We start from the raw sequence: 25,722 nt of genomic DNA, 5'->3' as shown, positions 1-25,722 counted from the left end.
GTCACACCGTCTGGTGGAAGGTCCGGTTGACGACGTCGCGCTGCTGCTCGCGGGTGAGCTTCACGAAGTTCACCGCGTAGCCGGAGACCCGGATCGTGAGGTTCGGATAGTTCTCCGGGTGATCCATCGCGTCGAGCAGCGTCTCCCGGTTCAGGACGTTGACGTTGAGGTGGAAGCCGCCGGCGTCGGTGTACCCGTCGAGCACGCCGACCAGGTTGGTGACCCGGTCCGCAGGTGTCCGTCCGAGACCCGCGGGCACCGTGGAGGCGGTCAGCGAGATGCCGTCCCGGGCGTCGTCGTACGGGATCTTGGCGACGCTGAGCGCGGCGGCCATCAGGCCGTGGCGGTCGCGGCCGTTCATCGGGTTCGCGCCCGGTGCGAACGGCTCCCCGGCCCGGCGGCCGTCCGGGGTGTTGCCGGTGTGCGTGCCGTACACGACGTTCGACGTGATCGTGAGGACCGACTGCGTGTGCAGCGCGCCGCGGTAGGTCGGCCGGCGGCGCAGCTTCTGCATGAACGCGTGCACGAGTTCGACGGCGATCGTGTCCGCGCGGTCGTCGTCGTTGCCGTAGACCGGGAACTCGCCTTCGGTGCGGTAGTCGACGATCAGCCCGGTCTCGTCGCGGACCGGCCGCACCGTGGCGTACCGGATGGCCGACAGCGAGTCTGCGGCCACCGACAGCCCGGCGATGCCGCACGCCATCGTGCGCTTGACCGGATGGTCGTGCAGCGCCATCTCGAGCCGCTCGTAGGCGTACTTGTCGTGCATGTAGTGGATGACGTTGAGCGCGTCGACGTAGGTCTCGGCGAGCCAGTCGAGCATCCGGTCGAACCGCGCCGACACGTCGTCGTAGTCCAGGACGTCTCCGCCCACCGGCTCGGACTCGGGGCCGACCTGCGCGCCGGACATCTCGTCGCGGCCGCCGTTGAGCGCGTACAGCAAGGCCTTCGCGACGTTCACCCGCGCACCGAAGAACTGCATGCTCTTGCCCAGCTGGGTCGCCGACACGCAGCACGCGATCCCGGTGTCGTCGCCGTACCGGGTCCGCAGCAGGTCGTCGCTCTCGTACTGGATCGCGCTGGTGTCGATCGAGGTCTGCGCGCAGTAGCGCTTGAAGCCCTCGGGCAACGCCGGCGACCAGAGCACGGTGAGGTTCGGCTCGGGTGCCGGGCCGAGGTTGTACAGCGTCTGCAGGAACCGGAACGACGTCCGGGTGACCAGCGGGCGCCCGTCGCGGGCCATCCCGCCGATCGCCTCGGTGACCCAGGTCGGGTCGCCGGAGAACAGCGCGTCGTACTCGGGCGTGCGCAGGAACCGCACCATCCGCAGCTTGATCACCAGGTCGTCGACGAGTTCCTGCGCCTCGTCCTCGGTCAACCGGCCCTCGTGCCGGTCCCGGTCGAGGTAGACGTCGAGGAACGTGGACACGCGCCCCAGCGACATCGCCGCGCCGTTCTGCTCCTTGATCGCGGCGAGGTAGGCGAAGTAGAGCCACTGCACCGCTTCGCGGCCGGTCGCCGCCGGGCGCGTGAGGTCGTAGCCGTACCCGGCGGCCATCGTGACGAGCTCACGCAGGGCGCGGATCTGTTCGGCGATCTCCTCCCGGTCCCGGATCACGTCCGCGCCGGACCGGACGTCGTCGAGGGCCGCCTTCTCGGCTTCCTTCGCCGCGACCAGCGCGTCGGCGCCGTAGAGCGCGACGCGGCGGTAGTCGCCGATGATCCGGCCGCGCCCGTAGGAGTCGGGCAGCCCGGTGACGATCCCGGCCTTGCGCGCGGCCCGGATCCGCGGGGTGTACGCGTCGAAGACCCCGTCGTTGTGCGTCTTGCGGTAGGTCGTGAAGATCGTCCGCACACCGGGATCCAGCTGGTAGTCGTAGGCGGCCAGGCCGTTCTCGACCATCCGCAGGCCGCCGTTCGGCATGATCGCCCGTTTGAGCGGTGCGTCGGTCTGCAGGCCGACGATCAGCTCGTTCGCGCGGTCGATGTAGCCCGGCCGGTGGCTGGTGATCGTCGAGGGGGTGACCGTGTCGACGTCGAGGATCCCGCGCTGCCGTTCGACCGACATCAGCTCGGAGACGCGCTGCCACAGCGCGGTGGTCCGGTCGGTCGGGCCGGCGAGGAACCCGCCGTCACCGAGGTACGGCGTGACGTTGTCGAGGATGAAGCGCTGGACGTCGACGGCACGGCGCCACCGGTGCCCGGAGAAGCCGCGCCAGGCGTCGAGCCGGTGGGGCGCCACGGTCGTGGTCATGGGGATCCTCCTCGAATCGCTTCACCTCCTTCCTAGGCCCGGCCGCGGCGCCGGGGCAGAGTCACCGTTCCCGAACGACCCGGGACCTTCGCCCCGTGCACTGCTCACTTCGGGCTCTGCCGCGGGGTGCGCCGGCCGCGCGAGGCTCGAGCCGGAGGCATCAACCAGCACGCGCTGCGGCGCGGGATCGGAGCGCACCGTGTCACACCGAACTCTTCGAACGGTCATGACGACCGACGTCGTCACGGTCGATCGCGACACCCCGGCGAAGGTGATCGCCCAGGTTCTGGACGCCCGGCACGTCAACGCCGTACCGGTCCTGGACGAGCAGCGCCACGTGGTGGGGGTCGTCTCCGAGCAGGACCTGCTGCACAAGATCACCTACGCGGACCTGGCCGACGCGGACACCGACGGCTGGTGGCGGCTGCTCAGCCGGCACCACGACGCCAAGGCCAAGTCGCGCGCCTCGGTGGCCCGCGACCTGATGACCTCGCCGGCCGTCACCGTCCTCCCGGACGCGACGATCGTCGAGGCCGCGCAGCGGATGGAGCGGCACGGCGTGAAGAGCCTGCCGGTGGTGGACGGCGTCGGCGAGCTGGTCGGCATCGTCACCCGCAGGGACCTGGTCGGTGTGCTGCTGCGACCGGACCAGCAGATCCACGACGAGATCGTGCACGAGATCTTCGGAGCGGCCCTGCTCGCGGACGTCCCGGACCTGGCCGTCGAGGTCACCGACGGCGTCGTGACGCTGCGCGGGACGCTGGACCGGCTGACCCAGGCGAACGTCGCGGCCGGCCTGGTCAAGCGCGTCGACGGGGTCGTGCACGTGGACAACGAGCTCTCGTACCGGACCGACGACACCGTCTACGTGGGCATGTAGGCGGAGCCATGCTGCCGTGCGTCACTACTCGGTCCGGGTTCCCTCCTGCTTCTCCTCGCGCCGTTCCGCCGTGATCGTCAGGGTGCCCTCCGCGACGGAGATCTGGATGTCCTTTTCCGGGTCCACGCCGGGCAGTTCGGCGCGCACCACGTAGCGGTCCTTCTCCCGGCGCTCCTCGAACCGGATGCCGCCCTTGGCGCTTCCCATCGCCGGCCACACGGCCAGTGGCGGAATGCCCGTGTCCCGGCGGTCGGGTAGGGGCGAACGTCCGACCGCAGCAGGACGTCCGCCACCGGCGACTGACCTCGGTCCGGTGCACCCGGGACTTCCTCCCCTGCCGACGCGATCGCGACCGGCGAAGCATGGAGATCAACGAGGAAGGGAGCGTGTCATGAGCCACCGCACGGTCAAGGACGTCATGACGACCACCGTCCGAATCGTCTACGCCGGTACGCCGGTGAAGCTCATCGCCGAGCAACTCGACTTCGCCGGGATCAGCGCGATGCCCGTGCTCGACGACGAAGCGGACGTGGTCGGCGTCGTGTCGGAGACCGACCTGCTGCACAAGATCACCTACCAGGACGAGCGCGACGAGTGGCCGCGGCTGCTGCGACGCCACCGCACGGACCGGGCGAAGGCCGAGGGCCTGGTGGCCCGCGATCTGATGACCGCGCCGGCGATCACGATCGACGCGGACGCCTCGGTCGTCGACGCCGCTCGGCTGATGGAGAAGCGCGACGTCAAGCGGCTGCCGGTCGTCAACGACACCGGCAAGCTCCTGGGGATCGTCAGCCGCGGTGACCTCGTCCGGCTGTTCGTCCGGTCCGACGCGCAGATCCGCGACGAGGTGGAGGCCGAGGTCTTCGGCCGGGTGCTGCTGCACCCGCCGGACGTGGCCGCCGAGGTCACCGACGGGGTCGTGACGCTCAGCGGCACGCTGCCACGCCGCAGCGACGTCGAGCTCGCCGTCGAGTTCGCGCGCCGGATCGACGGCGTCGTCAGGGTCGTCGACGCGCTGGCCCACGTGGACGACGACACCAGTTACCGCGCTCTGCGGGAGCAAGTCAGCTACCCGTCCGGCCCGTTCCTCTGAGAGTCAGGAGCCTGTGATGCGATCACTGATCGTGGTGGAGTCGATGTTCGGCAACACCCGTGCCGTCGCCGACGCCGTCGCGGACGGGCTGGCCTCGGCCGGTCCCGTCACCGTGCTGGATCTGGCGGACGCACCGCCGGCCCCGCACGTCGACGTGGACCTGCTGGTGGTCGGCGCACCGACGCACGCGTTCAGCCTCTCCCGCCCCAACACCCGGCACGCCGCGGAGCAGCAAGGCGCGCAGCACCGCGACAGGGGCCTCCGCGAGTGGCTCGCGAACCTCTCGCCGTGCCTGCCGGGTACCTTCGCGACCGCGTTCACGACCCGGATCCCGAAGAAGTTCGTCCCGGGATCGGCGGCCAAGGCCGCGACCCGGCGGCTCGAACGCCACGGGTACCGCGCCGCGGCCCCACCGGAGGACTTCTTCGTCCTCGACACCGCCGGACCGCTCCGCGCCGGCGAGCTCGAGCGCGCGACGGCGTGGGGGCAGCGCCTCGCCGCCTCCGTGCCCGACCGCCCCCTGAAGGGAGAGGCACGATGAGCACGAACAGCCGGCTGGCCACCCGCACCCGGAGAAGCGCCGACGTCACACCCGATGCTGTTCGTCTCCCGAAACACTCCCAGCTCTGACCGGACCGCCGGCTCGTCCGCGACACCCTTCCCACGGACGAGCCGGCCCGCGGAAGAATCCGCTGATCGACGACGGGCCACCGCCGGGGAAGCGGCGGCCCGTTCCGCGTCAGCGGACGACCGGGACGACCAGCACGGGGCAGACGGCGTGGCGCAGCACCGCGTCGGTCACCGATCCGAGCCGCAGCCCGGGAAAACCTCCCGCTCCGCGGCTCCCGACGATGACCAGACCGGCCGCCTGCGACGCCTCGATCAGCGCCGCCGCCGGCGACTCGTGGCACACCCTGAGCCCGGCGACGACCTGGGGATACTTCGCGCGCCAACCGGCCAGCACGTCCGCTTCCCGCGGAACGTCGGCCGAGATCCGGGACCGCACCACCAGCAGGTCCACCCCACGCCGGTCCGCTTCGTCGAAAGCGGCGGCGAGCAGGACGTCGGGCTGGTCTCCCTCCCCGCAACCGACGACCACCCGACCGGCGGCGGCAGCCGGCTGCCCGCCTCCACGCACGACGATCACCGGGACGTCGGCGTGGGCGACGAGCTGCACGGCCCGCGCGGTGGCGAGCCCGTCGGTCCGCCACTCGTCGCCGCTGCCCACCACCAGCATCTCGGCGTCGGACGCCTGGTGGAGGAGCACCTCCACCCAGTTGCCGTCGAGCACGGTGGCCTCGAGCTCGCCGCCGGGGAGCAACCGGGCGGCGTACGCGCGCTGAGCACGCATCCACTCGGCCGCGTCGCGGTAGGCCAGCCGCGCGGTGGCCGGCGCCGCGGTGCCTCCGTGAGCGAACTCGTGCGCGTGCACGAGCCGGAGCCGTCGCCCCCGCAGCTGGGCCTCACGCGCTCCCCAGGCCACCACGTCGTTGGCCGAGTCCGTCGGGCTGACACCCACGACTATCGGCTTGCGGTAGGCGGTCATCGTTCCTCCGTCGCGTCCAGCCGGACCGTGCGGATTCCGGGCACGGAACCGACGAGGACGCGGACGGCCCTCCCCTCGCCCGCGTCGCCGAACGTCCCGGCGACGGTGGCGACCCGGTCGGCCACGAAGACCTCCCAGCGCCGCACGCCGCCGCGGTACTCGTCGAGGCGGCCGTGCGCCTCGGCGGCCAGCGCGTCGCTCACCATGCCGACTAGGCGATCGTCGTCCAGCACCGGCAGGTGCACCGGTGTCGTCATCAGGTCTCGAGCCCGCATGGCCTTACTCCTCCGCGTGTCGGACGACGAGGACAGGGCAGTGCGCGTGGTGAACGAGGCGTCGGGGAACCGAGCCCAGACGCATGCCGGCGAAGCCACCGCGTCCGCGGGAGCCGACCACCAGCAGCTGCGCTTCGGCCGACCGGTCGAGCAGAGCCGCGGCCGGACGGTCCCGAACCACCATGGTTCCGACGTGGAGCGACGGGTACTTGTCCCGCCAGGGTCGCAGTGTCGCCTCGAGGCGGTGGCCCGCTTCCTCGCGGAGCCGGTCCCAGGTCGGCCAGGCTCCGACGATCGCACCGGCGGCGTTCTCCAGCGTGACGTCACTCCACGCGCTCACCGCCACGAGCGGCACCCGGCGGCGCGCCGCTTCGCCGAACGCGGTCTCCAGCGTGGCGTCCTCGTCGCCGGATCCGTGCACGCCGACGACGACCGGCGCGGCCGTCCGGCCGGCACCGTCGCCGCGGACCACCACGACCGGACACGCGGCGTGAGCCGTGACCGACGCGGAGACCGAGCCGAGGAACAGGCCGGCGAACTCGCCCCACCCGTGGCACCCGACGACGAGCAACGCGCTGTGTCCGGACGCCTCGAGCAGAGCCGGCACCGGTGGATGGGCCACGACCGCCGTGGTCACCTCGACCTCCGGTGCGGTCTCGTGCACCCGGGTCCGCGCCGCATCCAGGGCTTCGCACGCTTCCTTCTCGACGGCGTCGCGGACGTCCCCGATCGGATACGGCGTGTACGCGGGCGACGGCTCGGGCAACTCCAAGCCGTTGACGAGACGGAGCGACGCGCCGTGCGCCCGCGCGTACTCCACCGCCCAGTCCAGGGCGGCACGCGCGGATTCCGAACCGTCGATCCCGACGGTGACAACAGGAGTGATGGTCATGACTGCCTCCTCCCTCTCCTTCGAGCGTGCGCCGAGCCGAGCCCGGTGGGGCAGAGTCGAAGGTCCCCTCGGACCAGGTCAAACGGGCGCGGAGACGATCAGGCCACCGAGCCCGGCCAGGCCCGGCGCCACGCTCGGGCGGCGCGCGACGAGCACCGGGCACACGGCTTCGTGCGTCACCGAGCGGGTGACGCCGTCGGCACGCGGCGGCCCCACGACGAGCAGGCTCGCCCAGCGTGCGGCCAGCAGGAGGACCGGCGCGGCCGGACCCACCGCCGCCCGGAAGCGAACCGGCACCCGCGCGTAGGCCCGCTCCCGGTGCGCCAGCCGGGTGGCGACCCGCGCGGCCGTGGCCCGGTCCGGTCCGTCCGGGCTGAGCTGGATCGCGACCAGCGGCGAGACGCAGCGCGCCGCCAGCTCCAAGGCCGTGTCCAGCACCGCGTCGTCGCGATCCGATCCGTCGAGGGCGGCCGCGATCGGCGCCTCCGGGTTCGGCCAGCGCGCCGACCGCGCGACGACCACCGGGCACTCGGCCCAGGCGACGAGCGCGTCGACCGTCGGCCGCAGGTCGGAGGCATGGCGCCGCGACGCGCGGTCACCGATCACGACCAGTTCGCTGCTCTGCGCCGCGGCCAGCAGCGCGGGTCCGAGCGGCTCCGCGGCGACCTCACCGACGACATCGAGGCCCGGGACCGTCGAGCGGGACAGCAACACCAGATCGTCCACCCGGGCCCGGACCTGCTCGGCCGGGCCGGGGTACGGCCGGCCGGCGATCAGTCGCACGGCCGCCCCGCGGGTCCGCGCGTACTCCAGCGCCCACTGCACCGCCGGCCCGGTCGTCGCCGGCGAATCCAGGCCGACCGTCACCACACCGCGGTCTTCGATGCTCGTCATGACCGCACCTCCCGTCCTTGCCCGATCGTCGGACGGGACGGCCCGGGCGGACAGAGGCGATCGTCCCGCTGATCGTGGTCCACCTCGGGACTTCCGCCTCTGCCCGGTGGTCCCGGACGAGCCGAGGCTGGGCACAGCGGCGCACCGGGCGAGGAGGGAAGGCGTGCCCACGGTCGAGAACGTCCTTCAAGAGGTCGCGGAGGCCGGGCTGCGCGCACCGTCGATCCGCGACAGCCGGCCGTGGCGATGGCGCCTGTCCGGTCACGCCGTGGAGCTGTGGGCCGATCGCCGCCGACAGCTTCCGACCGTCGACCCGACGGTCGCCTGCCCACGATCAGCTGCGGCGCCACCCTGCACCACGCGCTCGTGACAGCGGCCGCCGCCGGGCGCGCCCGATCCCCCACCCGAAACGCCGCGCCGCGCGGCCCAGCTGGTCATCGCCCTGGAAATCGGAGGCCCGGAATGAACGCTCATCGCGGAGACGAGATCCTGCTTCAGCCGCCCGGGGCCGGACACCCGGTCCGGGACGGCGAGGTCATCGGCGTGGACGATCCCGACGGCTTCCCTCCCTACCTGGTGCGGTGGAGCGACGGCCGCACGACGCTGCTCTACCCGGGACCGGATGCGCAGGTCAAGCATCTCCACGGCTGCGGATCCCCGCCGGATCCGACGCAGGACTGAGCCCGGGCTCACCACGAGCCGCTCAGAAGAAGCGACCGGGTGCGCGGCCGGATTCGAAGCGCAGGGCTTCGTCGCGGACGTCGTCCGCCGCGTAGGTCAAACTCGTCGCGTGCGGTGTTCGGCGGCAACAGCAGGGGACGCCGCAGTACCTGCTCCCGCACCTCGGCCCGCAGATCCGCGTCGGAGCGCCGGAGCAGCCCGAGGAGATCCGCGCGGCTGACGATCCCGGCCAGGCTCCCGTCCGCGTCGACGACCGGCAGCCACTTGACGTCGTGACGCTCCATGAGCCGCGCCGCCTCCACCACGGACGCCTCCGGCCCCACCGTCACCGGCGGTGCGCTCATCAGGTTCCGGGCGAGGAACGCGTCGGCCTTCCGGTGGTCGACACGGTGCCGGCGGAGCAGCAGCGGCCAGGAGGGCCTCACCGAGTTCACGCTGACTCTCGCCCAGCTGTCGTGACGGTGAGGTCGACGACCGGACGGAACTCGAGCGAGTTGTGCACCGTGCCGGGCCGGGCCACCGCGGTCAGCGCGGAGATCCGGTCCGATGCGGTAGCCATCTCGGCCGTCTCGCTGCGCAACACCGTCAGTAGAAGACGCCCCGGGGCGCGTCGGCGTCGCGGATCGCGCGGTACGTGGTGTCGTCCAAGCGGTAGGTGAGCTGGTTGTCCACTCCCACCACCCCGTCGACGCGGCGGACGAGATCACCCGCGACCTCGGTCTCGCACTCCCGTGCCAGCGCGCCGCGTATCGTGACCACACCATCCGTGACCTCGGCGGACGCCATACCCGGCGGGAGCATCAGGACGCGCAGGAAGATCTCCCGCTCCACTTCGCGGAGGATGTCCGCGTCGGATCGGGTGAAGACCCGGATCAGGTCACCACGGCTGACGATGCCGACCAGCGCGCCGGACTCGTCGATCACCGGGAGGCGCTTCACCGCGGTGCGCTCCATCAGACCGGCCGCCTCGGTCAGCGAGGCGCCCGGGCCCACGGTGACGGGCGGGGTGGTCATCAGCTCGGCCGCGGTCATCCCGTCGGCCTTCGCCCGGTCGGCCCGGTGCCGCCGCAGCAGCCGGGGCCGGCCGTCGGCGTCGTCCTGATAGGTGATCTTGTGCAGCAGGTCGGTCTCGGAGATGACGCCCAGCACGTGCCGCTCCTCGTTCACGACCGGGACCGCACTGATGCGGCCGAGGTCGAACTGCTCGGCGACCGCCTTCACCGACGAGCCGGGGTGAACCGTGCGGACCTCGGTCGTCATGACGTCTCTGACCGTGCGGTTGGTCATCGTGGACCTCCTCCGTCGTACCGTGACCCGATCGTCCGCCCGGCGTCGCGACGGGCGGCAGGGCCCGAAGTCCCGGGAGTCCCGGGCGGAGGTCCGTGCCGCCGTCAGCCGCCGGTCGCCGTCGGCGGTGCGGGAGGCGAGGCCGGGATCCGCATCGCCACGACGGTTCCGCGCCGCGCCAGCGGTCCCCCGTGCTGCGCGGCCGTCCGCGCGACGATCGCCGGCGTGGGAGTCCGCCGATCGCCGGGGCCGGGGCGTGACGGGCTCGCCGCGCACGGCCCGGAACGCTTCTCCGAGAAGTCGCGGGGGCAGGTCTTTCGCCCCTGTCGACGCGGACCACCGCAGGTGATGCTGGTGGTGAAGGGGAGTACCCGCCAGGTGGCAGGCCGTCAGCACGGCCCCGGCGAACCGGGACCCGGCCGCATCGGGTCCCGTCGAGTGCGAGGCTCCGGGGAGACCTTCCGGAGAGCCGGTCCGCGTGACCGGCGAGGGAAGGAAGGGCTCGATGACCACGATGCTGGCGCGCGACCGGAGTCCCGTCGACGGGCACGACCGCGAGGCCACCGAGATCGCCGCGCTGTTCGAGGTGCGTCCCGACCGGGGCCTGACCGAGGCCGAGGCCGCGGCGCGCCTGGACCGCTACGGCCCCAACGAACTCCCCGAACCCACCCACCGCTCGCCCTGGCTGCGTTTCCTCGACCAGTTCCGCAGCTGGCTGTTCGCGATCCTGTTCGGGGCGGCGGTCCTCGCCGCCGCGGTCGGTGAACTCGGTGAAGCCGCCGTGATCCTCCTCGTGCTGCTGATCAACGCGGTGATCGGTTTCGTCCAGGAGCGCCGGGCCGAGCACAGCCTGGAGGCCCTCCGCCAGATGCTCGTCGCCACGACCCGCGTCCGCCGGGCGGGAGCGATCCGGGTGGTACCCGCCCGGGACGTCGTGCCCGGCGACGTCGTCCTGCTCGAGGCCGGCGACCGGGTACCCGCCGACGGACGGCTGACCGTGGCCGAAGCCGTCGACGTCGACGAGGCGGCGTTGACCGGCGAGTCGCTCCCGGTCAGCAAGTCCACGACCGCCGTGAAGAAGACCGTCCCGGTCGCGGAGCGCACCAGCGTGCTGTTCATGAACTCCACGCTGACGCGGGGCCGGGCCGAGATGGTCGTCACCGGCACCGGGATGTGCACCCGGATCGGCGCCATCGCCCAGCAGCTGCGCGCCGGTGAGGAGCCCCCGAGCCCGCTGCAGGTCCAGCTGGACAGCCTGGGCCGGCGGCTCGCGCTGCTGGGTGGCGTCGCGGTCGTCGTCTACCTGGTCGTGGAGCTCACGCTGGCCGGTGGGGAGAGCCTGTCGGCGCTGGCGCTGCGCTCCGTCGCGCTGGCCGTCGCCGCGGTGCCGGAAGGGTTGCCCGCGGTGCTCGCGGTGACCCTGGCGCTGGGCGTGCACCGGATGGCCCGGCGCGGGGCGATCGTCCGGCGGCTGGCGTCCGTGGAGGCGCTCGGTTCGGCCACCGTGGTGTGCACCGACAAGACCGGCACGCTGACCATGAACCAGATGACCGCTCGCACGCTGTGGTTCGCGGGCCGTCGCTACCGGGTGACCGGCGAGGGCTACCGCCCGTCCGGCGTGATCACCGGCGGACCGGCCGGCGGTCTTCCGACGGCGCTGATGCCGATGGTCGCCTGCAACGACGCGAAGCTGCTCGCCGACGGTGGCATCGCGGGCGACCCGACCGAAGCCGCGCTGCTGGTGCTCGGGGCCAAGGCCGGGCTGCACGCGCCCGTGCCCCGCACCGGCGAGGTGCCGTTCGACGCGGCCGCCCGGTACATGGTCACGTTCCATCCCGAGCCGGACGGCCGGACCCGGGTCTACGCCAAAGGGGCTCTGGACGTCCTGCTGCCGCGCTGCTCGGACGTGGCGGGTGTGGGAACGCTCGACGCGGCCCTCGAACGGCAGGTCCGCGCGGCCGCGCACGAGATGGCCGACGACGGGTTGCGGGTGCTGGCCGGGGCCACGGCGGTCGTCGACCACCCCGGCGGCCTGCCCGACGAGCTCACGCTGGTGTCGGTCGTCGGGATCGCGGACCCGCCGCGCCCGGAGGCCCGCGACGCCGTCGAGCGGTGCCGGGCGGCCGGTGTCGCGGTCACGATGATCACCGGCGACCACGCCGACACGGCCGCCGCGATCGCCCGCGAGCTGGGAATCGCCGGGGACGTCGTCACCGGCGCCGAGCTCGACGGCCTCACCGAGGAGGAGCTCACCGCGAAGGTCGCCGGGGTCGGCGTGTTCGCGCGGGTCGCCCCGGAGCACAAAGTGGCGATCGTCCGCGCTCTCGCTGCTCGCGGGGAGATCGTCGCGATGACCGGCGACGGGGTCAACGACGCACCGGCCCTGCACGCCGCGCACATCGGCGTGGCCATGGGGCGCACCGGCACCGACGTGGCCAAGGAAGCCGCCGCGATGGTGCTCACCGACGACGACGTCACCACGATCGTGCGGGCCATCGGCCAGGGCCGCGCCATCTACGACAACGTCGTCACGTTCGTCCGGTTCCAGCTGTCCACGAACATCGGCGCGATCCTGGCGCTGCTCGCCGCCCCGCTGCTGGGGCTGCCGGCTCCGCTGACCGCGCTCCAACTGCTCTGGGTCAACATCATCATGGACGGTCCGCCCGCGATGGCGCTCGGCGTCGACCCCGCTCGCTCCGACGTCCTGCGACGCCGGCCCCGCCCGGTCGGTGAGCGCATCCTCTCGCGGAGCCGGTTGGCCGACGTCGTCCGGGTCGGAGCGGTGATGGCCGCCGGGACGCTCGGTGTGCTGGCGCTCGCCCGGGGCCCGTTCGGCGACGCCACCGCGATGAGCATGGCGTTCACGACGTTCGTGCTGTTCCAGCTGGTCAACGTGGTCAACGCGCGAGCCGGCCGGCGCACCGTGTTCCATCGCGACCAGCTGCGCAACCCGGCTCTGTGGGTGGCGCTGGGTGCGGTGCTCCTCACGCAGATCGCGCTGGTCCACCTGCCCTGGGCGGAGTCCCTGTTCGGCACGGCCGCGCTGACCACCGGCCAGTGGGCGATCTGCGGGGCGGTCGCCGCGAGCGTGGTGCTGATCGAGGAAGCACTCCGCCGAATCACCCGCAGCTGACGCGGCGATGCGGGACGACGACCGGCGAGGCGGGTCCGGCGGCCGGTGCGGGCTCGTGCCGCGTCTGGCGATCACGCTCGCGGTGCACTGACGACCGGTCCGCCGCTATCGGCCGGCGTCGTTCGTCCCGTGGCTGAGTTCGTCGACGACCCGGGCGACGCCGTCGACCCGTCGCGACAGTGCGACGAGCTGGGTGGCCTGGGACCGCTTCTCCAGATGGCCGCGCAGGGTCACCACCCCGTCGGTGACCGTGATCGTGAGCAACTCCGGCGGGATCAGCAACAGGTCCGCGACGACGTCCTCGGTGATCTCGCCGAGAATGTGTTCGTCCGGCCGGGTGAACACCTTCACCAGGTCCCCGCGGCTCACGACGCCGACCAGCGAACCGTCGCGGTCCACCACGGGCAGCCGCCCGACGCCCGTGTCCTCGAGCTTCGCCGCGGCCTCCACGATCGACGCGTCGGGGTCGATCGTCACCGCCGGCGCGGTCATCAGGTCCCGCGCGCGCACGTCGGCCGTGTCCTGGTGCCCGGTCATCGTGTGCAGGAGATCGTTGACCGTGACCACACCGACGACACGGTCCTCGCCGTCCAGCACCGGAACGCCGCTGATGCGCCGACGGCCCAGCAGCGTCGCCACCGTCGCGAGCGGTGCGTCGACCACGACGGTGGCGACCTCGTCACTCATCACGTCACGAACCGTGTAGCGCGTCATCGCACTCCTCCGTTCCTCACGGCACGGCGGCGTCGGCCGTGGAGCCGGCGTCGTGTCGACCGACGCGAACGCCTCGACACCGATGTTCGTCCGCCCGGGCGCGGCCGGGCAGAGTCCGAAGTCCTGTCCCCGGTCCTCCGGCACCCGGGCGGAGCCGCGCCGCGGACGGTGGCCCTCCGACGGGACCGCCGTCCTCGCGCGTTCCCCCGTACGGCGACCTGTCCGCGCCGCCGGTCGCTCCGAATCACTCGCGTGGCTCGCACCCGACAGCATCGGCCCCGACCATCCCTCCGCGTCCCGTCCGGCGTTTCTGACGCGCTGGTCCGCCTGTCGACCCCTCGTCCAGTCGCGACACCACCGGCGGCAGCTCCGAGGCGCGAGCTCTATCTCGACGCGCTGCGCACCGCGGCCATCGTGCGGGTCGTCACCTACCACGCGTTCGGTGGGTCGTGGCTGAGCTGGGTGTTCCCCGCGATGGGCATCATGTTCGCCCTCGCCGGTGGCCTCATGGTGCGCTCGCTGGACCGGCAGCCTCCGCTCACCGTCGTCCGCAACCGCTTCCGGCGGCTGCTCCCCGCCCTCTGGCTCTTCGGCGCGATCATGGTGCCGCTGATGCTCGTCCACGGCTGGGCCGACGACGAGGACTCGCCGCTGAGCCGGCCCGGTCTCCTGTTCTGGGTGGTACCGGTATTCGACCCGCCGGGCAGCACCTGGGGCGCCGACGCGACCGCGCCACTGTGGTACCTGCGCACGTACCTCTGGCTCGTTGCGCTCTCACCGCTACTGCTCGGCGCGTTCCGCCGATGGCCGCTGCCGACGCTGCTCGCGCCCCTGACGATCGTGGTCGCCGCGGCGTTCGGTCTCGTCCCGGATCAGAACCACGGCCAACTCTGGGACCTGCTCGTCAGCCTGGGCATGTTCGCGCCGTGCTGGATGCTCGGGTTCGCTCACCGCACCGGCGCACTGCGGCGGATCCCGAAGAGCGCGCTGCTGGGTGTCGCGGCGGTGTGCGCGGCCGCCGCGACGGGGTGGGCGCTCACCCACCCCGGCGACGACCCGGGTGCGACGTACGACCTCAACGAGATACCTCTGGCCGACGCGCTCTGGTCGATCGCCTTCGTCCTGCCGCTCCTGCGGTTCGCGCCCGACGCCAGCCGGATCGGCCGCACGCCGGTCCTCGGCCGGGTCGTCACACTGGTGAACAACCGAGCCGTGACGATCTACCTCTGGCACAACGTGATGATCGGCCTGTCCTTCGTGCTCGAAGACACGATCGAGAGCGTCTTTCCCGGTGCGGCGCCGCTGACCGGGAACGCCGTCTGGAACTACGCGGTGATCTGGGTGCTCGTCGCGATCTGCGTCGTCGTGTTCGGCTGGGTCGAGGACCTCGCCGCCGGTCGGACGCCACGTCTGTTCCCCGTCGGACCATCCGCAGCACGGCGACACCCCGAACGCGCACACGTCACCGCGAGCCCCGAGAGCACGACGGCGGCGCGCGCGCAGGTCCAGCCGGTCACGCCGGTCCGCGCGATCGGAATCGCCGGAGACCAGACCCGGATCGCGCCACACCTGTTCGGAGCCCGCGAGGTCGCCTGGTCGCCGCACCCGAACCAGATGTTCCGACCCGGCTCGCACCCGGCCCACCACGGCGACCCGTCGAGCGGAGACCTCCCCGACCCGCCGACCACCGGGCAGGTCGTCGCACCGGGGCTCCGCGGCGGCGCCGCCACTCCCCGACCCGAATGAAGCCGGTAGGCGGCCGCGGTGTCGCCGCGACCGCCCGTTGACCACAGCCGGTCCGCCGCGCACGGCGGTGCACGGCGGACACGGCCCTCACCGCACCTCAGCGCTGCGTGATCACCTCGTCCTGGGCGAGGCTCGACGTTCGCCGCGTGATCAGGTCCTCCAGCTGACTGCTCTCCGAGGCGAGCGTCCCGGAGTCGCCGCCGTCGACGGTCCGGAGAACGGCCACGATGTTCTTCACCGCGGAGAGCGCGGACCCGCTGCCGTAGATCTTGGTGTAGAGCTCGCGGTACGCGGTCTCGTAGACCTCGTCGAACGCGGCACTGGCCAGGAAGCGCTCCTTCAGCGTGTGACCACCGCCGAGACCGCCCGGTCCGCCGTTGCCGCCGGGCATCTCGACGCCCTCTGGCAGTTGCATACCGGCGGGTGGCTGCTGCGCGCCCTGCTGTTGGCCCTGCGGGCGGTCGCCGCCGAAGCCCATCGACACGGAGTCGTGCGGTCCCGACGTGCCGTCGCCGCTCATCGTCAGGTTGTAGTCCCATCCGACCACGGAGAACTTCTTCGTCGACAGGTCGTACCAGAGGTAATAGTTTCTGCCCGGGCCGGACATGTCGTCGAAGTTCAGCAGCAGGTTCTGCACCGCGAGATAGCGGGCGAACGACTCGACGTCGACATGTTCGTCGAGCTTCGCGTCGAACTCCTTGTCACTGCTGGTGGTGACCCATCGGATCAGGTCGATGACCGGCTGCAGGTCCTGGCTGCCCTTCTTGGTGATCTGTTGGAAGTCGTCCTGGTAGTCGGTCTGGTCGTCGCCCTGATCGGTGAAGCGGCCCGTAGCGAGTGACTTGTAGAGGACTCCGGTGCCGTCCATCTGGTCGGCGAAGTTCTCGTCGGGGTGCTCGACGACCAGACGGGCGGTCGTCGGGCGATCGTTCACCGTGAAGCTCGTGTAGGCGTACTTCTGCGCGACCTCACCGGCGGCGGCGAGCACCTGGAGACTGACGGCCTCGTTCAGCACCGTGGTGCCACCGCCCATGCCGGAAACCCGGACCGCGAGGTCACGATGACCCTGATAGCGGCGTCCCTCGACGAACTCGTCGACGCGGATCAGCCACGGCAGCTTCTCCGGTTCCTCCGCCTTGAGCGCCGTCCGGCCGAAGCCGCCCCCCGGCTGCTGCCCCGGTTGAGCGGCGCCGGGCTGCTGCTGACCCGGTTGGGCGGCGCCGGGCTGCTGGGCGCCGTCCGGGGGCGTGAAACCCTCCGGCAGCTGTCCGTTCTGCGGGAACCCTCCCCCGGGCGGCTGGGCGTCGCGCCCCGGCCGGTTCTCGCCGCCGAATCCACCCGGCCCTCGCGTCGCGGCCTTCCCGTCGCGCGTCAGCCCGCCGAGCGTCGAGTTGCCCTTCAACCGGATACCGACGCTGGGAAGGCGCGTGCCGTCGATCGTCAGATCCGCTTCGACGTACTCCTTCTCCCCGTCCTGGAAGTACTGGTCGAGCATCTTGTCGTACGCGGCCTGCGTGAACGAGAGCTGGATGCTGTGCGCCACCCCCGCGTCGAAGAGATCCTTCGTGCCGGCGACGTTCTGGGTGACGGCGTCGGCGCCCTCGTCGCTGGCGCTGGTGACGTACGGCCGCACCGAGACCGTGCCGAGCACCACCGCGAGCACACCGACGAACGCCACGCACGCGACGAGCAGTTTCCAGTAGTGACGCACCCGGCGCGGTAGCCGGCGCACGACCTTCTGCCGACGCGTGGGCGGAAGAGGAGCCATCACAGGTCGGTCTGGTCGTATCCGGTCAGCACCGACACCCGCTGTCCGGCGGTCCGCTCGGAGAGCGCGGCGATCAGGTCACCCGGCGTGGAGTTCTTCTTCAGCCGGACCGTGTACATGATCTCGGTCAACGCCCCGCCGCGGATCGTCTCCATACTGACCAGTTCGAACTCCGACGTGTACCGCAACAACACGTCCTGCAGACCCTCGGTGTAGTCCCCGTCCGGCGGCACCTGCACCTTCACGACCTGCCGCTGAACGTTGAGCGCGAACCAGTCGAACCGGTACATCACGACGATGATCAGCGTGATCGCGACCGCGGAGATGATCGCCAGCGAGTAGAAGCGGGTGCCGACCGCCATCCCGACGCCCATCACCAGGAAGATGAACCCGACGTCGCGGGTCTCCTTGATCGCGTTCCGGAACCGCACCACCGACAGCGCTCCGACCAGCGCGAACGCCCGGGCGATGTTGGACCCCACCACGAGCATGATCAGCGCGATCAGCATCCCGAGGATGACGAGCGTCTGCACGTACGACTGGCTGTAGGAGATGTTCCGGTGGGTGAACCGGTAGACCCAGCCGATCGCCGCGGACAGCACGAACGCCAGCGACAGCACCGCCGCGATGTCACCGACACTGAACGTGCCGGAAAGATCCTGCAGGTTGAAATCCATCAGAGGGCCGCTTTCGTCAAGGGTTCGTCGGTGACGTGGTAGATCGAGCGCGGTGCGCGGCCGTAGGCCTCCACGCTCTGGCAGTACTTGGAAACGCGCGCCACCGACAGGTTGTGACGCGCGGTCAGATCGGTGAGCCAATAGGGAATGCGCTCGTTGGCCTTGATCTCGAGAATCGCCAGCCGGGCCGGCACGATCAGCCGGTTCTCGGCGTCCGCGCCCAGGTGGAAGTCCCGGTCGCGCCCGCGGATGCGGTAGTCGGTCGTCACCCGCAGGCCGACGTCGGCGTCGCGCCCCAGAAACGCGTCCCGGTGGTAGCCGGTCATGGCCACCGGACGCAGATCGAGACCGTTCACCAGTTCGAGCACTTCTTCGAGGAAGGCTCGTTCACGCGGCTCGTGTTCGACGAGCGTGCGGTCGTCGCACAACTCGCGAGCCCTCGCGTACGGCAGCGCCACCCGGCGTTTCTGGGTGACCCGGTTGACCCGTTGCTTGATCTCGACGAACACGGTCGTGTCGTCGTCGATCGTCGACCGGTCGCCGTAGTGGCGCACCCTGAGCTTGCGACGGAACCGGAGACCTTCGATCTTCTCCCAGTAGAACCGCAGGTCGGTCGTGTCGTAGTACACGCTCCAGACCCCGTAGCCGGCGCTGCCGCCGTGGGAGTCGGCATCCATCCGGGAGTGGAACTCGTCCCGCAGGTCGTCGAGCCGATCCACCGGGACGAGGTACTTGATCTCGTACCGGTTGAAGGCGTGCAGCCGGCTCGGCGCGCGCAGGGCATGGCCGGCGCGGTCGTCGCGCGCGGGATGTCGATCCGCCGGATCGTCCGCGGGACGGGGTGGTGAGTGTCGTGCCGTTTTCCGGCCGAAAAAAGGGATGTGCATAGGCGTCGCCGATCTCGTGGAGCGTGGGAGCGCGGCGAGTCAAACATCGCCCCCTTGGAACGACATGTGAATTCCGGGTGAATGCCCGGGGACGCGACGGCTCGGCGTCGCCTCCCCGGCACCTCCCCGGAATCGCACAGCCGCCTACTAAGGACGGTCACCGTCCGCGAGGCACTCGGGTGCCCGGTGGCTTTGCCGCCGGGTCAGACGGGATCCGGCAGGACGAGACGGAACACGCAGCCGGACCCGGGCACCGGGTCGAGCTCCAACCGGCCGCCGTGGCCTTCCGCGATCACCGCGGCGATGGCGAGACCGAGCCCGCTGCCTCCCAGACCCCGCGATCGGGAGCGGTCGGCACGGTAGAAGCGCTCGAAGATGTGGGCGGCGTCGTCGGGGGCGAGCCCCGGTCCCTCGTCCGCGACCTCCAGCACGCAGATCGGCGTTCCGACCGGTAGCGGCGCCGACGCCCCGACCCGGCCGGGCCGGTCCGTTCCCCCGGTCAGGGCACCGGCCCGCGCCGTACCGAGGCGGACGTGGACCGGGGTTCCCGTCGGGGTGTACCGAACCGCGTTGGACAGCAGGTTGTCGACGATCTGCCGGAGACGGCGCGGATCGCCGACCGTCTGCACGACCTCCAGTTCGGGCTTTTTCCCGAACGCCGGCACGCCCCGGAGGGGACCCAGGTCGATCGGGTGCGCGGGACTCTGCACGCCGATGCTGCTCACCGCATCAGCGGCCAGCGACAGCAGGTCGACCTGACCGCGCTCGTACGCCGGCTCGCGGTCGAGCGTCGCGAGCAACTGCAGATCGTCGACGAGCAGGGCCATCCGCGCGCTGCTCTCCGCGATCACCCGATACCCCTCCTCGTCGTCGCGGAGGCCCAGCTGGGCGTAACCGCGGATCGTCGTGAGGGGCGTGCGCAGCTCATGGCCGGCGTCGGCGACGAACTGACGGAGCCGCGTCTCGGACGCCTCCCGCTCGGCCAGGGCGTTGCGCAGCCGGTCCAGCATGGAATTGAGTACTCGCCCGAGCCGGCCGACCTCGGTGCTCGGGTCGGTGTCGGGCAGCCGCAGATCCAGCCGACCGGCCGTGATCTCCTCCGCCGTCCGCTCCACCCGGGAGAGCGGCAGGAGCCCCAACCGCACGACCCACCGGCTGAGCGCCAGCAGGCCACCCACGGTGAACAGCAGAAGCAATCCGTCGATCCAGAGCAGCTTCGACGCCGCCCCGTTGACGGTGTCCAGCGGCAACGCGACGACGCCGGTGGTGCCGTCCGAGAGCGTACGGACCAGGATTCGCCACCGGCCGTCGCCGTCGGCGGCGGGAACCGTGACGGGGCGGCCGAACGCCACGTCCAGGTGCTGCCGGTCGTCTGCGAGCGCGGGCCCGGTCGCGTCGGACTTCCCGACCAGCCGGCCGGCGCCGTCGTAGAAGTAGATCCGGAACTCCGAGGGCAGCGCTCCCGCCGGCTGTTCCGGCACGGGCACGATTCCCGGCGGCGGGCGCAGGGCGGAGAGCTGATGGTCGACGCGCTCCAGGAGCCAGGACCGCACCACGAGGAGCCCGACGGCCTGGGAGACCAGCACCGCGAGGGTGGCCGTCAGCGTGACGCCCAGGACCAGCCGACGGGTCATCGCGGCGACCGCAGCGAGTAGCCCACGCCCCGCACCGTCTGGATCAACGGCGGGTCGAACCGATCGACCTTCCGCCGTAAGTACTTCACGTACGTCTCGATGATGCTCTGGTCCCCACCGAATCCGTAACTCCACACGTGATCGAGGATCTGCGCTTTGGTGACGACCTTCCCGGCATGGGCGAGCAGGTAGCGCAGCAACTTGAACTCGGTCGGCGACAGCGCGATGTGCTCCCCCGCCCGGTGCACTTCGTGGAGCGTCACGTTCAGTTCCAGGTCCGCGTAGCGCAGCACCTGGTCCGGAGCCGACCGGCCGGAACTCGGCGCGGTACGACGGAGTATCGCCTCGACCCGGAGCAGTACCTCTTCGATGTCGAACGGTTTCGCGACGTAGTCGTCCGCGCCGGCCGCCAGCCCCGCGACCCGGTCGCGGAGCGCGGTCCGCGCGGTCAGGAGGAGCACCGGGACACCGTTGCCGGACGCTCGCAACTGCCGGGTCAACTCGATGCCGTCCGTGTCCGGCAACATCACGTCGAGCACGAGCAGATGCGGCTCGCCGCGATCGATCTCGGCGAGCGCCGCGCGCGCGGTCTCCGCGCTGCTCACCTGGTAACCCGAGCGGTGGAACGCGAATTCCAGCAGCGACCGGATGGTCGGCTCGTCCTCCACGACGAGCACGCGGTACGGCTGCTCGTCGCTCATCCGAGCGTGCTCGGGAGGCCGGTAGCAGCGAGCAGCACCGCGCGGTCGATCACCGGCGGCGCCCATCCACCCGCGCCGGACGCGGCCGGGCTACTCACGCTCAGCGACACGAAGGCCATGCCGGTGACCGTACCGAACGCGCTCGGATCACCCCCCGCTCGAACGATGGCCGCGTGACTCGCGCGCGCTCCGGCCGCGTTCGTGACGGCACGACGCCGCCGGGTCCTACGTCCGGTGCCGCTGCCCCCGCGTCTCGTACTCGCGGCGGACCAGGACTCCGGCCTCGGACGGTGGGAGCGGACGGTGGAAATAGAAGCCCTGACCGATCGTGCAGCCCATCTCGATCAGGGCGGCCGCCTGGTCGGCGGTCTCGATGCCCTCGGCCACGACCGTCATCTTGAAGGCTTCGCCGAGGTGGACGACGGCCTCGCAGACCGCCCGGGCCTCGGTGTCGTCGGCGATGCCGGTCACGAACGAGCGGTCGATCTTGAGCACGGTGACCGGCAGGTTGCGCAGGTAGCTCAGGGCCGAGTAGCCGGTGCCGAAGTCGTCGACGGCCAGTTCGATGCCGAGGTCGCGCAGCGCCTCCAGACGGCCGATCGTCAGCGGGTCGGGGTGGAGGATGACGCTCTCGGTGATCTCGAGCGTCAGCCGGTCGGGCGGGAACCCGGTCTCGGCCAGGATGCTCTCGACCGTCCGCACCAGGTCGGCCTGGGCCACCTGCTTCGGTGAGAGGTTGACCGAGAGGCGCACGTCGGCAGCGTCGGGGGTGGCGGCGGGGCGGCCCGCGGCCTCGCGCCAGCCCGCGGCCTCGCGGCAGGCCGTGCGCAGCACCCACGTGCCGAGCGGCACCACCACGCCGGTCTCCTCGGCCAGCTCGATGAACGCGTCCGGGCCGAGCAGGCCCCGGGACGGGTGGTTCCAGCGCACCAGGGCCTCGACCGCGCGCAGCTCGCCGGTGGCCAGCTCGACCGCGGGCTGGAAGTACACCACGAGTTCGTCGTCGGCGACGGCGCGGCGCAACTCGGCTTCGCGGGCCCGGGTGTCCAGGAGGTCGGAGTAGTACTCGAACCGGCCGCGGCCGGCCCGTTTCGCCGCGTACAGAGCGGCGTCGGCCTGCTGCAGCAGGGTGTCGCCGGAGGCGTCCGGTTCGTCACGGACGAGCACACCGATGCTCGCCTCGACCATCAGCACGTGCTCGCCGAAGATCACCGGCGTCCGCAACGCCTCCAGCAGGCGGTCGGCGATCGCGCCCGCGGTCTCCCGCGACGGCAGGCCGTGCATCAGGACGACGAACTCGTCGCCGCCCAGCCGTCCGGCCAGGTCGCCGCCGCGGACCGCGGCGCGCAGGGCGTCGGCGGTGGCGACCAGCACCGCGTCGCCCGCCTCGTGGCCGAACGTGTCGTTGATGGGCTTGAACCCGTCGAGGTCGACGACCATGACCGCGGTGTGCCCGCCCGGCCGGATCGGCTGGCGGGCGAGCTGGTCCAGTCGCTCGGTGATCAGCGTGCGGTTGGCCAGGCCGGTCAGACCGTCGGTGACCGCCATCTCCCGGTTCTCGCGCAGCGCGTACAACTGGCGCGCCATCACCAGGAGCGTGAGCACGGCCGAGCCCAGGATCATGCCGCCGTAGGGGTCCAGCGGCAGGTGCGACGACCGCTCGGCGAGCAGCAGGTAGGCGCCGGCGCCGGCCACGTACGGAAGGACGGAGACCGCGTTGCGGTCGCCACGCCAGGCGCCGGGCCGGGGCGGGCGGCGGTACTGCTGATCGGCCGCCAGCACGAGCAGGAAGCACCCGGCCAGCCAGAGCAGGTCCGGCCAGGAGCCGCCGGTGAACCCGCCGTGCACCTGGATCCAGCTGTAGGAGACGTCAGCGACGACGGTCACCGTGATCGCCGCGGCGAGCAACCGCATCGGCGCCGGGGTATCCGCCTGGTGACGCCGGAGCAGAGCCGTCGACACGGCCAGCACCAGCAACAGGTCACCGATCGGCAGCGCGGCCGTGTACGCGCGCTCCCAGCCGGTCACGCCGGGGGTTTTGAAGACGGGCCCGAGCAACAGATACCAGAGGACGACGAACCCGCCCGCGCCGACGATCAGCGCGTCGAGCGCCAGCTTCTGCCGCTGCCGGCGGCTCCGGTGCCGGCCGGGCAGCATCAGCAGCCCGGCGAACATGAACGGGGAGAAGAGCAGGAAGAAGTAGTCGGCGGCCGAGGGGTAACCGGTGGTGTGCAGGAGGTGCTCCTGGGCGAACCAGGAGCAGTGCGCGGCCAGCTGGCAGATGAACGCGACGGTGATCACGCGCCAGGCGCGCCGGGTCCGTCGCTCCTGCCGCTTCGACCGGGCCACCCGGGCGGCCAGCACGGTGAAGACGATCGCGAGGGGGACGTACGCGGCGTCGGTGACCAGCCTGCTGACCTCGGAGCCGCCCCAGCCAGCGAAGAACCAGACCTGTTGCACGACGAGCAGAAGCCCGCAGGCGAGCACGCCCGCGGCGGACACCCGGCCGGTCCGGAACCAGTTCAGCATCGCCACCCTGTTCGGCAGCGCCGCTACGGTTGTTAGCCGCTTGGCGGTCGAACTCCCGAGTCGCGTCGCGGGACGGCGTCGCCGGATCGCGGGTCAGGGGCGTCCCGCGCCGGCGTAGGGCATGTAGTTCAGGTTCGTCACCGTGACCGACTCGCCGGGCGTCGGGGCGTGGACGACCCGGTTGCCGCCGATGTACACGCCGACGTGCTCGAGGCCGTAGAAGAAGACCAGGTCACCGACCCGCAGGTCGGACCGGGGGACGTGCCGGATCTGGTAGTACTGCTGATGCGCCGAGTGCGGCAGCGGGACGCCCACCTGCGCCCAGGCCTTCTGGGTCAGGCCGGAGCAGTCCCAGGCGTTGGGGCCGGCGGCGCCGAACACGTACGGCTCGCCCCGCTGCGCGAGCGCGAACCGCGCTACCCGGGCGCCGTTCCCGGACGCCGGGCCGACGTCGGTGGGACGACGCGTGTCCGGGTGCGGTGCGTCGTCCTCCGGGCGCGGCGGCGGCGCGTCGTTCTCCGGGTCCGGCTCGGCGCGCGGGGGCGGCACCTGCTCCTTGAGCTTCTCCCACCTGCGCATCCGCGCGGCCAGCTCCGTCTTCTGGCGGTCGAGTCGTGCCCGTAGCCGCCGGGCGCTGCGTACCTGCCCCTCGACGCGCGCCGTCGCGTCGTCGAACTGGGATTGTCGCTGTTTCGCGGCGGCGATCGTCGCGCGCTGCTGGTCGCTGAGCCATTCCAGCGTCGACATCCGGGCGAAGAAGTCCCCGGGCGAGCCCTCCAGCACGGAGGAGGAGAGCCGCAGGCCACCGTCCCGGTAGGCGGACTGTGCGATCTGACCGACCTGCGCGCGGGACTCGTCGAGGGCGACCTGCGCGGCGGCCCGCTGGCGTTCCAGGCCGACCCGCTGCGCCTCCACCCGCCGCAGCTGCGCCCGTGCGCTGTTCGCCCGCTCGTTGAGGCGGTCCATGGTGACGCCGAGCGAGTGCAGCTGACGCGCGGCGTCGGCGGGTGACGGCGCCGCGGTGGCGCCACCGCCCGGCAGCAGGACCACGCCCAGTACGGCGACGACGACGCCCAGCAGAGCGATCGGACGACGGGCGTGGGTCCGGACGGATCGCACTGGCGCAGCGCTCCCTGGTTCCTCGACGGCGTTCCCGAGGACCTTGACTCGGAGTCGCCGGGAGTGCGCACCGCGTAACCCTGCATTTTTATGAGTCTTATGACTCCCTTCGGGCTCGGCGCTCGAAGCCTGAAACGCTGCGCCCGGGGAACCCCGCTACGGTCGGCGGCCACCACGAGGAGGAGAACACGATGGCAACGGACGATCGGACGCGGGCGCTCGCGGACGGCAACGAGATCCCGCTGCTCGCACTGGGCGTCTGGCAGGTCCCGGACGGCCGCGAGTGCGAGGACGCGGTGCGCTGGGCGCTGGAGCTGGGCTACCGCCACATCGACACCGCCCAGGCCTACGGCAACGAGCGCAGCGTCGGCCGGGCGCTGCGTGGGAGCGGACTGGCCCGCGACGAGGTGTTCCTGACGACCAAGTTCAACCCCGGGCTCCGCGACCCGGAAGCCGAGGCGCAGCGCAGCCTCGAGCGCCTCGGCGTCGAGTCGGTGGACCTGTACATCGTCCACTGGCCCCAGGGCGGGCCGACCTGGGCCTGGGACGGAATGCAGCGCGCTCACGAACGCGGCTACGCGCGCTCGATCGGCGTCTCGAACTTCAGCGTCTCCGACCTCGACGCGGTGCGGAAGGTCGCCGACGTGCCGCCGGTCGTCAACCAGGTCCAGTTCAGCCCGTTCGAGTTCCGCCGGGAACTGTGGGAGGCCTGCGAGAGCCGCGGCGTGGCACTGGAGGCCTACAGCCCGCTCGGCACCGGCCGCCACCTGGACGACCCCCGGGTGGCCGAGATCGCGGGGCGGCTCGGGCGGACCCCCGCCCAGGTGCTCATCCGCTGGGCGCTGCAGCGCGAGCTCATCGTGCTGCCCAAGTCCACCCACCGCGAGCGGATCGAGCAGAACGCGCAGGTCTTCGACTTCGAGCTCGGACCGGACGACGTGGCCGCACTGGACGCGCTGGACCGCACCCAGGCGACCGACCGCGCGCTCGAACACCCGTGGTGGTAGCGGCG

Annotated in this window: 26 protein-coding genes; 8 read left to right on the top strand and 18 right to left on the bottom strand. The window is 71.8% G+C overall.

The window, feature by feature from the left end; genetic code table 11:
* Position 1 precedes the first annotated feature (1 nt).
* Entirely contained in the window at positions 2–2,254 is a 2,253-nt protein-coding gene (gene pflB, locus CRYAR_RS17830) for a formate C-acetyltransferase (RefSeq protein ID WP_035852262.1), read from the bottom strand.
* 226 nt (positions 2,255–2,480) lie between these two features.
* Between pflB and CRYAR_RS47375 the strand changes: the two genes are divergently transcribed.
* Positions 2,481–3,134, top strand: a complete 654-nt coding sequence (locus tag CRYAR_RS47375; RefSeq protein WP_051570536.1) for a CBS domain-containing protein — start codon at positions 2,481–2,483, stop codon at positions 3,132–3,134.
* 24 nt (positions 3,135–3,158) lie between these two features.
* On the opposite strand, the gene CRYAR_RS17820 is transcribed toward CRYAR_RS47375, so the two are convergent.
* Positions 3,159–3,341: an Hsp20/alpha crystallin family protein gene (locus CRYAR_RS17820; RefSeq protein ID WP_035864336.1), complete on the bottom strand. Its 183-nt coding sequence runs from the start codon at positions 3,339–3,341 to the stop codon at positions 3,159–3,161.
* A 184-nt stretch (positions 3,342–3,525) separates the two neighbouring features.
* Here CRYAR_RS17820 and CRYAR_RS17815 point away from each other — a divergent pair, with 184 nt between their 5' ends.
* Positions 3,526–4,227, top strand: a complete 702-nt coding sequence (locus tag CRYAR_RS17815) for a CBS domain-containing protein (RefSeq protein ID WP_035852259.1) — start codon at positions 3,526–3,528, stop codon at positions 4,225–4,227.
* A gap of 16 nt (positions 4,228–4,243) precedes the next feature.
* A complete protein-coding gene (locus tag CRYAR_RS17810) occupies positions 4,244–4,768 on the top strand; it encodes a flavodoxin family protein (protein ID WP_035852257.1) in 525 nt (174 codons plus the stop codon).
* Positions 4,769–4,966: 198 nt separating this feature from the next.
* Here the strand turns inward: CRYAR_RS17810 and CRYAR_RS17805 are convergent, their stop codons facing one another.
* The 4 genes from CRYAR_RS17805 to CRYAR_RS47370 all read right to left on the bottom strand — a co-directional run bounded on the left by CRYAR_RS17805 (position 4,967) and on the right by CRYAR_RS47370 (position 7,834).
* Positions 4,967–5,773: a universal stress protein gene (locus CRYAR_RS17805; protein ID WP_035852255.1), complete on the bottom strand. Its 807-nt coding sequence runs from the start codon at positions 5,771–5,773 to the stop codon at positions 4,967–4,969.
* Positions 5,770–6,048: a CBS domain-containing protein gene (locus CRYAR_RS17800; protein ID WP_051570530.1), complete on the bottom strand. Its 279-nt coding sequence runs from the start codon at positions 6,046–6,048 to the stop codon at positions 5,770–5,772. The genes CRYAR_RS17805 and CRYAR_RS17800 overlap by 4 nt, the downstream gene beginning before the upstream one ends.
* A gap of 4 nt (positions 6,049–6,052) precedes the next feature.
* Positions 6,053–6,940: a universal stress protein gene (locus tag CRYAR_RS17795; protein ID WP_035852254.1), complete on the bottom strand. Its 888-nt coding sequence runs from the start codon at positions 6,938–6,940 to the stop codon at positions 6,053–6,055.
* Between the two features lie 78 nt (positions 6,941–7,018).
* Positions 7,019–7,834 carry a universal stress protein gene (locus CRYAR_RS47370; protein ID WP_035852253.1) on the bottom strand — a complete coding sequence of 272 codons (816 nt, stop codon included), beginning with the start codon at positions 7,832–7,834 and terminating at the stop codon, positions 7,019–7,021.
* Positions 7,835–7,997: 163 nt separating this feature from the next.
* On the opposite strand from CRYAR_RS47370, the gene CRYAR_RS47365 reads away from it, so the two are divergent.
* Positions 7,998–8,204 (top strand): hypothetical protein, encoded by a 207-nt coding sequence (locus CRYAR_RS47365; RefSeq protein ID WP_157017855.1) that lies wholly within the window; start codon positions 7,998–8,000, stop codon positions 8,202–8,204.
* Positions 8,205–8,296: 92 nt separating this feature from the next.
* On the top strand, positions 8,297–8,515 hold the full coding sequence (locus tag CRYAR_RS17785; RefSeq protein WP_051570528.1) for a DUF1918 domain-containing protein: 219 nt from the start codon (positions 8,297–8,299) through the stop codon (positions 8,513–8,515).
* Positions 8,516–8,523: 8 nt separating this feature from the next.
* Here CRYAR_RS17785 and CRYAR_RS43255 read toward each other — a convergent pair whose 3' ends face one another.
* The 3 genes from CRYAR_RS43255 to CRYAR_RS17775 are packed head-to-tail and all read right to left on the bottom strand — an operon-like array spanning position 8,524 to position 9,802.
* Entirely contained in the window at positions 8,524–8,940 is a 417-nt protein-coding gene (locus CRYAR_RS43255) for a CBS domain-containing protein (RefSeq protein ID WP_169744969.1), read from the bottom strand.
* Between the two features lie 5 nt (positions 8,941–8,945).
* A complete protein-coding gene (locus CRYAR_RS50230) occupies positions 8,946–9,074 on the bottom strand; it encodes a hypothetical protein (protein WP_281174602.1) in 129 nt (42 codons plus the stop codon).
* Positions 9,075–9,100: 26 nt separating this feature from the next.
* Positions 9,101–9,802 (bottom strand): CBS domain-containing protein, encoded by a 702-nt coding sequence (locus tag CRYAR_RS17775; protein ID WP_035852252.1) that lies wholly within the window; start codon positions 9,800–9,802, stop codon positions 9,101–9,103.
* Positions 9,803–10,307: 505 nt separating this feature from the next.
* On the opposite strand from CRYAR_RS17775, the gene CRYAR_RS17770 reads away from it, so the two are divergent.
* Positions 10,308–12,935, top strand: coding sequence for a cation-translocating P-type ATPase (locus CRYAR_RS17770; protein WP_211247511.1), 2,628 nt, complete (start codon positions 10,308–10,310; stop codon positions 12,933–12,935).
* Between the two features lie 105 nt (positions 12,936–13,040).
* Here the strand turns inward: CRYAR_RS17770 and CRYAR_RS17765 are convergent, their stop codons facing one another.
* Positions 13,041–13,649 (bottom strand): CBS domain-containing protein, encoded by a 609-nt coding sequence (locus tag CRYAR_RS17765; protein WP_035864303.1) that lies wholly within the window; start codon positions 13,647–13,649, stop codon positions 13,041–13,043.
* A gap of 168 nt (positions 13,650–13,817) precedes the next feature.
* Between CRYAR_RS17765 and CRYAR_RS17760 the strand changes: the two genes are divergently transcribed.
* Complete coding sequence (locus CRYAR_RS17760) at positions 13,818–15,395, top strand: acyltransferase family protein (RefSeq protein WP_281174601.1); 1,578 nt, start codon at positions 13,818–13,820, stop codon at positions 15,393–15,395.
* Between the two features lie 97 nt (positions 15,396–15,492).
* Here the strand turns inward: CRYAR_RS17760 and CRYAR_RS17755 are convergent, their stop codons facing one another.
* The 8 genes from CRYAR_RS17755 to CRYAR_RS43245 form a co-directional block, all read right to left on the bottom strand.
* Positions 15,493–17,163, bottom strand: a complete 1,671-nt coding sequence (locus CRYAR_RS17755) for a CotH kinase family protein (RefSeq protein ID WP_035852251.1) — start codon at positions 17,161–17,163, stop codon at positions 15,493–15,495.
* Positions 17,163–17,840: a DUF4956 domain-containing protein gene (locus tag CRYAR_RS17750; RefSeq protein ID WP_035852250.1), complete on the bottom strand. Its 678-nt coding sequence runs from the start codon at positions 17,838–17,840 to the stop codon at positions 17,163–17,165. The genes CRYAR_RS17755 and CRYAR_RS17750 overlap by 1 nt, the downstream gene beginning before the upstream one ends.
* Positions 17,840–18,727 (bottom strand): polyphosphate polymerase domain-containing protein, encoded by an 888-nt coding sequence (locus CRYAR_RS17745; RefSeq protein ID WP_035852249.1) that lies wholly within the window; start codon positions 18,725–18,727, stop codon positions 17,840–17,842. The genes CRYAR_RS17750 and CRYAR_RS17745 overlap by 1 nt, the downstream gene beginning before the upstream one ends.
* A 203-nt stretch (positions 18,728–18,930) precedes the next feature.
* Positions 18,931–20,361: a sensor histidine kinase gene (locus CRYAR_RS17740; protein WP_035852248.1), complete on the bottom strand. Its 1,431-nt coding sequence runs from the start codon at positions 20,359–20,361 to the stop codon at positions 18,931–18,933.
* On the bottom strand, positions 20,358–21,062 hold the full coding sequence (locus tag CRYAR_RS17735; RefSeq protein WP_035852247.1) for a response regulator transcription factor: 705 nt from the start codon (positions 21,060–21,062) through the stop codon (positions 20,358–20,360). The genes CRYAR_RS17740 and CRYAR_RS17735 overlap by 4 nt, the downstream gene beginning before the upstream one ends.
* A complete protein-coding gene (locus tag CRYAR_RS50225; RefSeq protein WP_281174600.1) occupies positions 21,059–21,181 on the bottom strand; it encodes a hypothetical protein in 123 nt (40 codons plus the stop codon). The genes CRYAR_RS17735 and CRYAR_RS50225 overlap by 4 nt, the downstream gene beginning before the upstream one ends.
* Before the next feature lie 106 nt (positions 21,182–21,287).
* Positions 21,288–23,591 carry a putative bifunctional diguanylate cyclase/phosphodiesterase gene (locus CRYAR_RS43250; RefSeq protein ID WP_051570520.1) on the bottom strand — a complete coding sequence of 768 codons (2,304 nt, stop codon included), beginning with the start codon at positions 23,589–23,591 and terminating at the stop codon, positions 21,288–21,290.
* Between the two features lie 93 nt (positions 23,592–23,684).
* Positions 23,685–24,710, bottom strand: a complete 1,026-nt coding sequence (locus CRYAR_RS43245) for a C40 family peptidase (RefSeq protein WP_051570518.1) — start codon at positions 24,708–24,710, stop codon at positions 23,685–23,687.
* 191 nt (positions 24,711–24,901) lie between these two features.
* Between CRYAR_RS43245 and CRYAR_RS17720 the strand changes: the two genes are divergently transcribed.
* Positions 24,902–25,717, top strand: coding sequence for an aldo/keto reductase (locus CRYAR_RS17720; protein ID WP_051570516.1), 816 nt, complete (start codon positions 24,902–24,904; stop codon positions 25,715–25,717).
* Positions 25,718–25,722: the final 5 nt, after the last annotated feature.

Origin of the sequence: Cryptosporangium arvum DSM 44712 (assembly GCF_000585375.1) — a bacterium.
Taxonomy (GTDB): Bacteria; Actinomycetota; Actinomycetes; order Mycobacteriales; family Cryptosporangiaceae; genus Cryptosporangium; species Cryptosporangium arvum.
This window is presented reverse-complemented; position numbering and strand designations above follow the sequence as displayed.